A 14302-nucleotide genomic window follows, 5' to 3' on the forward strand; every position below is an offset into this window, starting at 1 on the left:
AAGATCGACACAAAACAAATAGTGTAGGAGTGAGCCTGCTCGCGATGGCAGCGTGTCAGGCAACATTTCTGCCGACTGACACACCGCCATCGCGAGCAGGCTCACTCCTACAGTTTTACCGCGCCAGGCTTACGCGGGTTTGGCTTCGGCTAATGCCTCTTGCGCCAATTCCTTCTCGGCTTCCTTGAGGTCTTCTTCGCTGATCATTTCGGCGATGTCGCGCAAGCGCTCGACCACGCGTGCGTTGATGCTGCCCTCAGGGAACTCACCCTCGGCATTCGGCTCACCGGCCGGCTCGCCGACCAGCAGGCTCAGCGCCTCATCAGCCTGACGCACCGCGTAAACGTGGAACTGCCCAGCGCGCACCGCCGCCAATACTTTTTCATCGAGCATCAGCGTGGCAACGTTGGCCTGCGGAATGATCGCACCTTGTTCACCGGTCAAACCGCGTGCTTCGCAGAGGCGGAAGAAACCCTCGATCTTCTCGTTGACGCCGCCGACCGCCTGCACCTCGCCGAACTGGTTGATCGAACCGGTGATCGCAAAACACTGCTTGAGCGGCGTTTTCGACAGCGCCGAAATCAGCGTGCACGCCTCGCCTAACGACGCACTGTCGCCATCGACGTAACCGTAAGACTGCTCCAGGGCGATGCTCGCGGAAATCGCCAACGGGAATTCCTGAGCGTAACGGCTGCCCAGGTAACCGGTGAGAATCATCACGCCTTTGGAGTGAATCGGCTGGCCGAGGTTGACCTCACGCTCGATGTCGACGATGCCACTGCCACCCGGATATACCGTGGCAGAAATCCGCGCCGGCACACCGAACGCCGAGTCGCCGACTTCGAGCACGGTCAGACCGTTGCATTTGCCGACCGCCGCACCATCGGTGTCGATCAGGATGATCCCGGCGAGCATGTCGTCGAGGATCCGCGCCGACACACGTCCGGTACGCGTGGCTTTGGCTTTCAATGCTCGTTCGATATGCCCGGCATCGGTCATTTCATCGCCGGCCAGATGACGGATGAAATCCGCTTCGCTGACCAGTTGGAACAGATCGCCAATACGCGCCGACAAACGCCCCTGATGCTCGGCCAGCCGTGCGCTGTAAGTCGCCAGACGCGCCACTGCATCGGCGGTCAGCGGTGCCATGCCCTCTTCCGACGTGCGGGTTTTCAGCAGCTGGGCGAATTGCTCCAGGCTCTCGTCAACCATCGGAATGTCTTCGTCAAAATCGACCAGAACGCGGAACATCTCCTGGAAGTCCGGATCGAGGTCTTGCAGCGTGTAATACAACGACCGCGCACCGATGATGATGACTTTGACCTGCAAAGGAATGTGCTGCGGGTTGAGGGTCACGGTGGCGAAACGGCCCATCTCGCCCAGCGGCGATTCCATTTTCAGCTTGCGCGATTGCAGCGCGCGTTTCAGCGCATCCCACACGAACGGCTCGCTGAGCATTTTTTCCGCTTCAAGGATCAGGAAGCCGCCGTTGGCGCGGTGCAAGGCACCCGGACGCAACTGGCGATACGTGGTGTAGAGCGCACCCTGATCGGTGGTGTATTCGATACGGCCGAAGAGGTTTTCGTAAGTCGGGTGCGGTTCGAACACCACCGGCGCACCGCCGCTGGCCGGATGCCCAACCACCAGGCTTGGCGCGTATTGTTCTTCCAGCAACTTGCGCGCGACGGCGTCGGTCTTGCTGTCGTCGACCAGTTGCTCGACCACGGTTTTCAGCAGGTAGACCTGCATCGCTTGCAGGTAACCGCAGACCGCCGCGTTCTCGGCGTACTTCTCCGACAGTGGCGACAGCAACGGTTGCAGCGCCAACGTAATGGTTTCTTCGTTGAGCGAGCGCAGCTGGTTATTCGACTCGCGCTTCCACTGCGGCAGGCTGGCGAGCTCTTCGTTCAGGCGCTCTTCGAGGCCGGAGATATCCTCGTGGAAACGCTCGCGATCAGCTTCCGGCAGTTGCGAGAACTCAGCTTCATCCAGCGCCTTGCCGTCGAGCATCGGCGTGAAGGCGATGTTGCTGCTGTCGCGGTACAGGGCGACGTCTTTCTCCAGGGCCAGACGCTCGATGATGTCGAGGGCCTTGTCGTAGCGCTGGTTGAAGGCGCGGTCGATGGCGCTTTTCTTTTGCTGGTAGGACGGGTGCTCGAACACCGCCGGAAAAGTCGCCAGCAGGTTGTCGATCAGGCCGTTGATGTCGCCGATGAATGCGCCTGCAGTGCCCGATGGCAACTCCAGCACGCGAGGCTCGCGCGGCTCATCGAAATTATTGACGTAGACCCAGTCCGCCGGGGTCTGCAGGCGTTTGCCTTCGGCTTTCAGGTAGCGTTTGACGAACGAGAACCGGCCGGTGCCGGGCTCGCCCATGACAAAGACGTTGTAACCGGGGCGTGGCATGGCCACACCGAACTGCAAGGCTTCGACCGCGCGTTCCTGGCCGAGCACACCGCGAAAGGGCTCCAGATCATTGGTGGTAGTGAAGCTGAACTGTTCAGCGGAAAACGGACGGGTCAGCGCTTCGGGCGCTAGACGCAAGCTGGCAGCAACAGGATCAGGCATCGGGCTTCCTTAACAATCAGGCGGGGCAGATAGCGGCATTCTGGCGCTGCCCGTGCCCCACTGGCAAGGCGCGCCATGTGACAAAGCATAGACAACTCGCGCTCTGCGCAGCAGCCCCCCGGAAACCGGGCTTATGACCGAATCTTTTGTAAAAAATCACGGAACTGCGGGAACGTGCCTAAACTCCAAACTGCGCGGCTGGAACTAATACCGGCCCACTGGCTTCGTTTGGGTCTGTTTCGTACAGAGCTTGGGGGCCAGAACCCTGTCCATTGGTATGCACACAAAGAGAACAAAGCTATGAAACGGATTCTTCTCGGTACTCTCTTCACCGCTGTATCCATCAACGCAATGGCGCAAGCTCCGGGCGGCCCGGATTGCGGTTGGGGCAACATGCTGTTCGAAGGTCAGCGTGGCACCCCAGCGCACTTCCTTGCTTCCACCACCAACGGCACTTCCGGTAACGCTACCTTTGGTATGACTTCCGGTACCAACGGTTGCTCGACCAATGCGTCGCTGACCTACGGCGGCAAATCCTGGTTTGCCATGAATGGCATGATGAACGAACTGTCCGAAGACATGGCCAAGGGCAACGGCGAAGCGCTGACGACCTATGCCGTGGTACTGGGCGTGGCGCCGGAAGACCGTGCGCATTTCGCTGCAGTGACTCACGAGCACTTCCAGCAGATCTTCAGCAAGGCTGACGTGACCGCTGAAGACGTGCATACCAACACCCTGGCTGTACTGAAATCGGACCCTCGTCTGGCCAAGTACGCAACTCAGGCTTAAGCTCGACCCCGCCCGCTTCCTTCGGGGAGCGGGTTTTGTTTTTTATGCAGTGATTCCACCGTGACGCTGAACCTGTGGTGAGGGGATTTATCCCCGATCGGCTGCGCAGCAGTCGTGAACCTGTGCATGCGTTATAGCTGATGCATTGGGGATATAGGTTTTGGGGCCGCTTCGCTGCCCAACGGGGATAAATCCCCTCGCCACAAGGGTGGAGTGTTAACCCCCGATCCGGGTTTTGTTTTTCTTTCGAGTTAAGTTGCCACCTATGCTCAAACGCCTTGCCTGGCTGGCGCTCTGTGTCTGCGCCCCGCTGTCCGCCGCGCCACACATCGACCCTCAACGTTTGCAGCAACTGGCCAACGACCGCTTCTGGATTTCCCTCGGTCACTACGAAACCGCCAAACTTGGCGGTTGGCGCAGCTATGTCAGCGACAAGAAATTCTTTCTCGCGCCCGATGGCAATGAACATCCCGATCATGAACTCGCCGCCACCGTGCAAGCGCTGTACGCCCCGGCCAGCCTCGGCGAGCAACATGCGCAATGCGTTTATCCGGCCCGTACCCGCTGGCTAAAGACGCAATTGAACCTGACCGACCTACCGACGCCCGAGTGCGCCGAGTACAAAAAGTGGATCAAGGACGTGTCGCCGCACAGCGCGGTGATGATCTTCCCGGCGGCTTATTTGAACAGCCCGTCATCGATGTTCGGTCACACCCTGCTGCGCATCGACCAGGCTGATGTGCAGGCCGACAAGACCTCGTTGCTCAGTTACGCGATCAACTTCGGCGCCTACATCGAAGGTTCGGACAACAGCATTCTTTACGCCTGGAAAGGCTTGATGGGCGGCTATCCGGGGCTGTTCGCGCTGGTGCCGTATCAGGAAAAACTCTCCGAATACCGCAGCCTGGAAAACCGCGACCTGTGGGAATACCGGCTTAATCTGACCCAGGAAGAAACCGCACGCATGGTCGAGCATGTGTGGGAGTTGAAGCAGATCCAGTTCGACTATTTCTTCTTCGATGAAAACTGCTCCTACCGTTTGCTCGAACTGCTGCAAGTGGCACGGCCGAGCCTGCGTCTGACCGAGCAATTCCCGCTGACCGCGATTCCCACCGACACTGTCAAAGCGGTGAAAGAAGCCGGGCTGGTGGAAAGCATTGAATACCGTCCTTCCCGCGAACGCGAACTGCTCAGCCGTGCCGAGCCGCTGAGTGGCGAAGAACAGCAATGGGTCCTGAAGGTCAGCGCCGATCAACAGCAGTTGCAGGACCCGGCCTTCAAGGCCCTGCCCCGTGATCGCCAAGCCTTGATCATCGACGCGGCTTACCGCTTGGAACGCTATCGCGCCAATGGCCAGGAACGCGATCCGCAACGGGCACAACGCAGTTTCGAACTGCTGCGGGCAATCAACAAGAACCCGGCACCGGATCTGCAAATCCCGCAACCGGGCTTGCCGGAAGATGGCCACGAATCGCGCACCTGGCAGGCCGGCCTCGGCACCCGTGGCGATCGTGCGTTCGGCGAATATGGCTTGCGCATGGCTTACCACGATCTCAACGACAACGCCGAAAGCTTCCCGCTCGGCGCGCAGATCGAGATCCTGCAAATGAAGCTGCGCCAGTACGAAGGCAATCACTGGCAGTTCCAGCAACTGGACCTGGCAACCATCCGCTCACTGACCCCGCGCAATGAGCTGCTGCAACCGCTGTCGTGGCAAGTCACTGGTGGCCTAGAGCGCGTGCCGGGCAAGCATGACGACGAAACGCTGGTCAGCCACGTCAATGGTGGTGGCGGTGGCACATGGCAGTTGGGTGAGGATGTATTGGGCTTTGCCCTCGGCACCGTGCGAATCGAACACAACAACGACTTCGCCGGATTCATAGCCCCGGCGGCCGGTTTCAACAGCGGCGTGCTGTGGAAAAACCCGCTGGGCAACATGAGCCTGGAAGCCAAAGGCGATTACTTCACCAACGGCGAAGTGCGTCGCAGCCTGAGCTTGAATCAGCAGTGGGAGTTGTCACGCAATCTTGGTTTGCGCCTGAGTGCACAGCGCGAGTTCAGCCACCTCGCCACCCCGGAAACCGAAGTCATGCTTGAAGTGAAGTGGTATCACTACTGATCTAAAGCCCGACAGATAAACCCTGTGGGAGCGAGCCTGCTCGCGAAAGCGGTGGGTCATTCAGCACTGATGCTGACTGACACACCGCATTCGCGAGCAGGCTCGCTCCCACATTTGGATGGGTGGTGCTGATGGATTTTTCACACGCCTACGACAGCCGCCTCATGAATCCCCTTCTAGACTCTCCTTACAAGCCGAAGAAGCGGCGCGGGAGAGTGCGATGTGGCGGTGTGCGGCTTTGTTGGGGGTTTTGCTGTTAGTGAGCGGTTGCCAGACCACCCACGATGATTTGATTGCCAAAGGTTATCCACCGGCCTTCGCCGACGGTTTTGATGACGGTTGTGTCAGTGGTCGTCAGGCTGCCGGCTCGATCAGCGGCGAATTTCGCAAGAACGTGCCGCGCTATCTCAAGGACAAACAATACGCCGACGGCTGGACCGACGGTTTCCGCCAGTGTCAGGCAATGCTGGAAAACAAGGATCGCGAAGACTACCGCAACGAACATTGGGATGAACGCGAACGTGCCTGGCAACAACAGAAAGATCAGGACGCCGGGCGGGCCTATCGCTCGCAGTAGGTCGCATCCAGACATCCAGTGAAACCAAATGCCTGCGAACATGGCCCAAACCTCATACGAGGAGGACACCATGAGTCGCGCATTCGTCAACGAAGACAACGCCGCCGCACAAGCCGATCAGCCCGTTGAACGGCAGGTCAGCGAACAACCCAATTACGTCACGCCACAGGGCTTGGCGCAGTTACAGGCCAAAGTGGCCGAACTGCAAACCCTGCACGCCGAGCAATCGGCCAAGGGTGACCAGGCCGACAAACAACGCCAGGCCGATCTGGAACGCGACCTGCGTTACTTCAATCAACGCCTCGGCAGCGCGCAAGTGGCGGTTACCGCCACGTCCACCGACAAGGTACATATCGGCAGTTGGGTCACTTACGCCGACGAACACAATACCGAACGCCGCGTGCAATTGGTCGGTGAAGATCAGGCCGACGCCGCTAAAGGCCTGATCAACTGGGGTTCACCTTTGGGCCGAGCGTTGTTGGGCGCTCGACTCAACGACGAAGTGCTGTGGCAGCGCCCCGTCGGTGATCAAGTGATTGAAGTGATCCGCATCGAACCGGCTTAAACCACGCCTTGCGCCAGCATCGCATCGGCGACTTTGACGAAGCCTGCGATGTTCGCGCCTTTGACGTAGTTGATCCGGCCATTTTCTTCGCCGTAATGCACGCAAGCGTGGTGGATCGACTGCATGATCGCGTGCAACTTGCTGTCGACCTCACCGGCAGTCCACAGCAGACGCATGGCGTTCTGCGACATCTCCAGACCGCTCACTGCTACGCCGCCAGCATTCGACGCCTTGCCCGGTGCAAACAGAATCCCCGCCTCGACGAAGATATCCACAGCCTCCAGCGTCGTCGGCATGTTCGCGCCTTCGGCCACGCATACGCAGCCATTACGCAGCAGGGTTTGCGCGGCTTCGGCGTCTAGCTCGTTTTGAGTGGCGCACGGCAGCGCGATGTCGCATGGCAACGACCACGGCAACTGACCAGCGCGGAATTCCAGACCGAACGCTGTCGCCAGTTCGCTGATGCGTCCACGTTTGACGTTTTTCAGTTCCAGTAGCGCCAGCCATTGCTCTTCGCTCAAACCCGATTCGCAGTACAGCGTGCCTTCGGAGTCGGACAGGGAAATCACCTTGCCGCCCAGGTCCATCACTTTACGCGCTGCGTATTGCGCAACGTTACCGGAGCCGGAGATCGCCACGCGTTTGCCTTCAACGGTCTGTTCACGGCGCTTGAGCATTTCTTCGGCGAAGTACACGCAGCCGAAACCGGTAGCTTCCGGGCGAATCAGGCTGCCGCCGTAAGCCATGCCCTTGCCGGTCAGGACGCTGGTGAACTGGTTGCTAAGGCGCTTGTACTGGCCGAACAGGAAACCGATCTCGCGCGCACCGACGCCAATGTCACCGGCCGGCACATCAACGTCGGCACCAATGTGGCGATACAACTCGCTCATGAAGGCCTGACAGAAACGCATGACTTCGGCGTCGCTCTTGCCCTTCGGATCGAAGTCAGAGCCGCCCTTGCCGCCGCCCATCGGCAACGAAGTCAGGGAGTTCTTGAAGGTCTGTTCGAAGGCGAGGAATTTCAGTACGCCCATGTTCACTGAAGGATGGAAACGCAAGCCGCCCTTGTAGGGGCCGATGGCGCTGTTCATCTGGATGCGGAAACCGCGATTGACCTGGACTTTGCCTTGATCATCGACCCACGAAACGCGGAATACCACCGCCCGCTCCGGCTCGCAGACGCGCTCCAGAATCCCTGAAGTCAGGTAATGCGGATTGGCTTCGAGAAACGGCCACAGGCTGCGCAAGACTTCTTCGACAGCCTGGTGGAATTCGGGTTGATCCGGGTCGCGTTTTTTCAGGCGTGCGAGGAAGGATTCGACGGATTCGATCATGGGAAAAGTCTCGGCAAATTTATTGTCGTTGGAAGAGATTGAGCCGGACTGTAGCAAACGATTCGCGCACAGGAACAGCGCAAAATGTCGCAGTTATGAAATTAAATGGTGCACAGGATATAAATCAGCTCGTTTTTCGAGCTGTTTTCGCACCTGAATGAGGAGCTCGGATTCGCGGCATGCACCAACAGTTACACCGCTTTCGCGAGCAGGCTCGCTCCCACAGGGGAATGTATTTCAAATGTGGGAGCGAGCCTGCTCGCGAAGGTAGCGGCTCGGTACCCTGAAAAACTTCAGGCAAAAAAAACGGAGCCCGAAGGCTCCGCTTTTTCATGCAACCAACCCGATATCAGGCCAGTTTCTTGTGACGTACACGGTGCGGCTGGGCAGCTGCTTCGCCGAGACGCTTTTTGCGGTCGGCTTCGTACTCGGTGTAGTTACCTTCGAAGAAGATCGCTTGCGAGTCGTCTTCGTACGCCAGGATGTGCGTCGCGACGCGGTCAAGGAACCACCGATCGTGAGAGATCACAATGGCGGCGCCCGGGAAGTCCAGCAGGGCTTCTTCCAGGGAACGCAGGGTTTCAACGTCGAGGTCGTTGGACGGTTCGTCGAGCAGCAGGACGTTACCGCCCTCCTTCAGGGTCAGCGCCAGGTGCAGACGACCGCGCTCACCACCGGAGAGGTCCTTGACGAACTTCTGCTGATCGCCGCCCTTGAAGTTGAAGCGTCCGACGTAGGTACGCGACGGGATCTCGTAGTTGCCGATGCGGATCTGGTCGGAACCGTCGGAGATCTGCTGGAATACAGTCTTGCTGCCATCGAGGTCATCGCGGCTCTGATCGACGCACGCCAGTTGCACGGTTTCACCGACTTCGATGCTGCCCGAATCCGGTTGTTCCTTGCCCATCAGCATGCGGAACAGGGTCGATTTACCGGCACCGTTACCGCCGATCACGCCGACGATGGCGCCTTTGGGCATCGAGAACGACAGGTTGTCAATCAGTACGCGATCGCCGTAGCCCTTGGTGACGTTCTTGAATTCGATGACCTTGTCGCCCAGGCGCGGGCCGGCCGGGATGTAGATCTCGTTGGTTTCCGAACGCTTCTGGAATTCCTGCGATTGCATTTCTTCGAAGCGTTGCAGACGCGCCTTGGATTTCGACTGGCGGGCTTTCGCGCCTTTGCGCACCCACTCCAGTTCTTCCTTCATGGCTTTTTCGTGGGCCGACTGCTGCTTGGATTCGGCAGCCAGACGGTCGGACTTGGCTTCGAGCCAACCCGAATAGTTGCCCTCGTACGGAATGCCCGCGCCGCGGTCGAGTTCCAGAATCCAGCCAGCGACGTTGTCGAGGAAGTAACGGTCGTGCGTAATCGCGACCACGGTGCCCGGGAAGTCGTGCAGGAAGTGCTCCAGCCACGCAACGGAGTCGGCGTCCAAGTGGTTGGTCGGTTCGTCGAGCAGCAGCATGTCGGGGGCCGACAGCAGCAGACGGCACAGGGCCACACGACGCTTTTCACCACCAGAGAGGAATTCGACCTTGGCGTCCCACGCCGGCAGACGCAATGCGTCGGCGGCAACTTCCAGTTGGCGGTCAAGGTTGTGACCGTCGCTGGCTTGCAGGATCGCTTCGAGCTTGGCCTGTTCGGCAGCCAGTTTGTCGAAGTCGGCGTCTTCTTCAGCGTAAGCCGCGTAGACCTCGTCCAGGCGAGCCTGAGCGTTCTTGATCACGCTGACCGCTTCCTCGACCACTTCACGCACAGTCTTGGTTGGGTCAAGTTGTGGCTCTTGCGGCAGATAACCGATGTTCAGCTCCGGCATCGGACGGGCTTCGCCCTCGAACTCGGTGTCGACGCCAGCCATGATTTTCAGCAGCGTGGACTTACCCGAACCGTTGAGGCCGAGCACGCCAATCTTGGCGCCGGGGAAGAAGGACAGCGAAATGTTTTTGAGAATTTCCCGCTTCGGCGGAACAACTTTGCCCAGCCGATGCATGGTGAAGACGTATTGAGCCATGGAGAACCTTGGGTCAGTGACAGATGAATGATTGCAGCGCAGGCGATGCCCGGCCAGACCATGCGCGTCGTTCACTTGATGGTTATCAATGCGTGCGCGCTGAAAAAGTCTGAGTCTAGGAGCTGGAACGCTCCCGCGTAACCGGCAAAGCTACCTGAATGACGGAAGGCAGTCCAGCCGCGAGGGGCTGGCACTTCGCCACAACTCAAGGCATGCTAGCCGCCCTTCGGGCGTCCGGCTTATAGTGCACGTCGCGCCAGTCCAGCCAAACCGCAGGATTACAGCTTGTCCAATGTCACTCCGCCAGCCTCTGTGAGCAGCACCCATCCGGCGCCCGGCTCGCCCCTGCGCGGAACATTAAAGGGCGCGCTGGCGACGCTGGTGCTTTTGCTGTTGGCGCTGTTGTTCTGGCAACTGCTCGATCAACTGCGCGAAACCCAGAAAAACCAGCGTCAGTACACCATCGACTACACCGCCGACCTCGCCTCGCAGGTCAGCCTGAACATGGCGCTGAACGCGCAAATCGCCCTCAACCTCCTACCGATCGTCGAACAACCGCAGTCAGCCGACGAACAGCAGGCGCTGCTACGCAAGCTCCAGCAATCGCTGCCCGACCTGCGCAGCGTTGCCCTGCTCAGCCCGTCCGGCAGAATCATCAGCGACAGTGCCGTCGACAGCAGCGATGCCGACTATCTCACCGAACTGGTTCGCCGCAGCCGTGCCCAGGCGCATTACTTCAGCAATGCCGACGATGGCTCAGTGGTGCATCTATTGCTCCACCAGGCCAGCGGTAGCACCCGTGGTTATTGGGCCTTGCGCCTGACCCCGACCTTTTTCGATTCGCTGACCAAACAGGGTGACACCGGCGTACGCCCATTGTGGCTGGTGGAAAACCGCCTCAACCATCAGATCATCAGTCGCGACGAAGCCATGCCGGCAGCCAAACCCGGGGTACTCACCGCAGACGATCTGGCCAACACCGTACTGACCGTGCCGCTGAGCAGCAGCGACTGGCAATTGCGTGGTCTGTTCGACCGCCAGCGTGTGCTCGAAGAATTGCTGCCGGCGTTCATCGGCAAATGCCTGCTCGGCCTGGCGTTTTCAATGCTGCCGGTGATCGCACTGCTGAACATGCGTCGGCGTCAGCGCCAGTTGCATGAGGGTCGCCGACGCTATCAGGACATTTTCGAAGGCACCGGCGTGGCCCTGTGTGTGCTGGATCTGTCCGGATTGAAACAGGTTTTTGAAAGAGCGCAGATTCAGACCAGCGACCAGCTCAAAGCGTGGCTCGACCAGCCGCAGCAGCGCCAGCAATTGCTCCAGGAACTGCGCGTGACCGAGGTCAATCAGGTCGCGCTGCAACTGCTCAACGTCAATTCCTGCGAGCACGCCTGGCAACTGTTGATAGACGGCCATCCGCACCCGCAGTGCGCGATCGGCAATCAAGTGCTCGACGCCGTGCTTCAACAGCAAAAGCAGCTGGAACTGGAAATCAGACTGCCGGACATCAACGGCCGCGATCAGCACCTGTGGATGGTATTGCGCCTGCCGCAGGAGCAGCACGACTATAAAGCGGTGATCCTCAGCATCAACGACATCACCAGCCGCAAGCTGATCGAACTGTCGCTGCTGGAGCGCGAAGGGTTCTGGTCGGACGTGGTGCGCACAGTGCCGGACCATCTGTATGTGCAGGACGTGATCAGCCAGCGGATGATTTTCAGCAACCACCACCTCGGCCAGACCCTCGGTTACAACCGCACCGAACTGCACCAGATGGGCGAGTACTTCTGGGAAATCCTCCTGCACCCGGAAGACGCCGATTATTACCATCGTTCGCGGCAGATGCAGCGGCACGCCGGGTACAGCCAGTTACTGCAATGCCAACTGCGCTTCCGTCACCGCGACGGCAAGTGGCGGCGTTTCGACATTCGCGAACAGGCGTTGGCGCGCGACAAGCACGATCAGGTCACGCGGATCATCGGTGTGGCCAAGGACATCACCGAGCAGATCGAGGCCAGTGAATCGCTGCGCGACAGCGAGCAGCGTTATCGCATGCTCGCCGAAAGCATCAGTGACGTGATCTTCTCCACCGACAGCAAGCTCTCGCTGAACTACGTCAGCCCCTCGGTGCAAGCGGTGCTGGGCTACGACGCCGAGTGGATTTTCCAGAACGGCTGGCAATCGACCATCGCCAATCCGCAGCAACTGAGCGGCATCTACACCCTGATGGACCGAGTCAGCAAAGCACTGGACAAACCCGAGCAACTGGCGCTGTTGCGCAGCCAGGTGCAGACGCAAATGTTCCTGTTCGACTGCCTGCGCGCCGACGGCCGCAAGATCCCGATCGAGCTGCGTCTGGTGCTGGTGTGGGACGAGCACGGCGCATTCGAAGGCGTGCTGGGTGTCGGTCGCGACATCAGCCAGCAACGCCGCGCCGAGAAAGACCTGCGCATGGCGGCCACGGTATTCGAGCACTCGACGTCGGCGATCCTGATCACCGACCCGGCCGGTTACATCGTTCAGGCCAACGAAGCGTTCAGCCGCGTCAGTGGTTATGCGGTGAGCGAAGTGCTCGACCAGTTGCCGAACATGCTCACCGTCGACGAACAACAGGATGCTCATCTGCGTTACGTGCTCAAGCAACTGCATCAGCACAGCACCTGGGAAGGCGAAGTCTGGCTCAAGCGCCGCAACGGCGAGCATTACCCGGCGTGGGTCGGCATCACCGCGGTGCTCGACGATGAAGGTGATCTGGCCAGTTACGTGTGCTTCTTCAGCGACATCAGCGAGCGCAAGGCCAGCGAACAGCGCATCCACCGCCTCGCCTACTACGACGCTTTGACCCATTTGCCGAACCGCACGCTGTTCCAGGATCGCCTGCACACCGCGCTGCAATCGGCTGAGCGGCAAAAGTCGTGGGTGGTGCTGATGTTCCTCGACCTCGACCGTTTCAAACCGATCAACGACTCCCTTGGTCACGCTGCGGGCGACCGCATGCTCAAGGACATGGCCACGCGCCTGCTGGCCTGCGTCGACGATGACGACACCGTGGCGCGGATGGGCGGCGACGAATTCACCCTGCTGCTGCAGCATCGGTCCAGCCGCGAAATGGCGCTGAACCGAGCTATCCATGTCGCCGAACAGATTCTCGGCAGCCTGGTGCGACCGTTCGTGCTCGAGGGTCGCGAGTTTTTCGTCACCGCCAGTATCGGCATCGCGCTGAGCCCGCAGGACGGCAACGAACTCAGCCAGTTGATGAAGAACGCCGACACTGCGATGTATCACGCCAAAGAACGCGGCAAGAACAACTTCCAGTTCTACCAGGCCGACATGAACGCCAGTGCGCTGGAGCGTCTGGAGCTGGAAAGCGACCTGCGCCATGCCCTGGAGCAGGACGAATTCGTGCTGTATTACCAGCCGCAATTCAGCGGTGACGGCAAGCGTCTGACCGGTGCCGAAGCCCTGTTGCGCTGGCGTCATCCACGTCGCGGACTGGTGCCGCCGGGGGATTTCATTCCGGTGCTGGAAGAACTCGGGCTGGTGGTGGACGTTGGCGATTGGGTAATCAGCGAGGCCTGCCGTCAACTGAAGACCTGGCACCAGAACCGCGTGCGCGTACCGAAGGTGTCGGTAAACATTTCCGCACGACAGTTCTCCGACGGCCAACTCGGCACGCGGATCGCCACGATCCTGCGCGAAACCGGTCTGCCGCCAGCGTGTCTGGAGCTGGAACTGACCGAAAGTATCCTGATGCGTGAAGTCAGCGAGGCCATGCAGATTCTCGCCGGGCTGAAAAACCTTGGCCTGAGCATCGCGGTTGATGATTTCGGCACTGGTTACTCATCGCTGAACTACCTCAAGCAATTCCCGATCGACGTGCTGAAGATCGACCGCACGTTTGTTGATGGTTTGCCGTCTGGCGAGCAAGACGCGCAGATCGCCCGGGCGATCATCGCCATGGCCCACAGCCTGAATCTGGCGGTGATCGCTGAAGGCGTGGAAACCCACGAGCAACTGGACTTCCTGCGCGAGCATGGTTGCGATGAGGTTCAGGGGTATCTGTTCGGGCGACCGATGCCGGCGAGTCGGTTTGAGGCGCAGTTCAGCAATGACGCCCTCTTCATGTTCGACTGAGAGTCTGTGGCGCGGCTTTCGCGAGCAGGCTCGCTCCCACACGAATTGATGTCGATCACAAAATCGCAGGCCTGCCTCGGTTACTGTGGGAGCGAGCCTGCTCGCGAAGAGGCCTTCAAAAGCACCGCACATCTTTCATGAACGCCACTTGTCTGCGACATGATGTCGTTTCATATGCCATACAAAACCCATTGGGTTAGAA

At 59.5% G+C, this 14302-nt stretch carries 8 protein-coding genes; 5 read left to right on the top strand and 3 right to left on the bottom strand.

All coding sequences use genetic code 11. The features are described from left to right. Positions 1-129 precede the first annotated feature (129 nt). The gene (locus JFT91_RS01360) at positions 130-2568 is read right to left on the bottom strand and encodes a Lon protease family protein (RefSeq protein WP_201228563.1); all 2439 of its coding nucleotides are present in this window, start codon (positions 2566-2568) and stop codon (positions 130-132) included. Positions 2569-2868: 300 nt separating this feature from the next. Between JFT91_RS01360 and JFT91_RS01365 the strand changes: the two genes are divergently transcribed. From JFT91_RS01365 to JFT91_RS01380, 4 genes are all read left to right on the top strand, one after another. Beyond that, complete coding sequence (locus JFT91_RS01365; protein ID WP_007909797.1) at positions 2869-3357, top strand: DUF3015 domain-containing protein; 489 nt, start codon at positions 2869-2871, stop codon at positions 3355-3357. A gap of 265 nt (positions 3358-3622) precedes the next feature. After that, positions 3623-5476 carry an Lnb N-terminal periplasmic domain-containing protein gene (locus tag JFT91_RS01370; RefSeq protein WP_201231385.1) on the top strand — a complete coding sequence of 618 codons (1854 nt, stop codon included), beginning with the start codon at positions 3623-3625 and terminating at the stop codon, positions 5474-5476. Positions 5477-5696: 220 nt separating this feature from the next. Next, positions 5697-6053: a hypothetical protein gene (locus tag JFT91_RS01375; RefSeq protein WP_201231386.1), complete on the top strand. Its 357-nt coding sequence runs from the start codon at positions 5697-5699 to the stop codon at positions 6051-6053. 70 nt (positions 6054-6123) lie between these two features. Further along, a complete protein-coding gene (locus tag JFT91_RS01380; RefSeq protein WP_201231387.1) occupies positions 6124-6618 on the top strand; it encodes a GreA/GreB family elongation factor in 495 nt (164 codons plus the stop codon). On the opposite strand, the gene gdhA is transcribed toward JFT91_RS01380, so the two are convergent. Then, positions 6615-7952: an NADP-specific glutamate dehydrogenase gene (gene gdhA, locus JFT91_RS01385; protein ID WP_201198082.1), complete on the bottom strand. Its 1338-nt coding sequence runs from the start codon at positions 7950-7952 to the stop codon at positions 6615-6617. The two genes, JFT91_RS01380 and gdhA, sit on opposite strands and share 4 nt — an antisense overlap. 349 nt (positions 7953-8301) lie before the next feature. Next, entirely contained in the window at positions 8302-9966 is a 1665-nt protein-coding gene (gene ettA / locus JFT91_RS01390; protein WP_008078577.1) for an energy-dependent translational throttle protein EttA, read from the bottom strand. Positions 9967-10251: 285 nt separating this feature from the next. Between ettA and morA the strand changes: the two genes are divergently transcribed. Beyond that, positions 10252-14100 (top strand): cyclic di-GMP receptor MorA, encoded by a 3849-nt coding sequence (morA, locus tag JFT91_RS01395; RefSeq protein ID WP_201228568.1) that lies wholly within the window; start codon positions 10252-10254, stop codon positions 14098-14100. Positions 14101-14302 lie beyond the last annotated feature (202 nt).

Origin of the sequence: Pseudomonas sp. TH08, from assembly GCF_016651275.1 — a bacterium.
In the GTDB taxonomy this organism is placed as follows: Bacteria; Pseudomonadota; Gammaproteobacteria; order Pseudomonadales; family Pseudomonadaceae; genus Aquipseudomonas.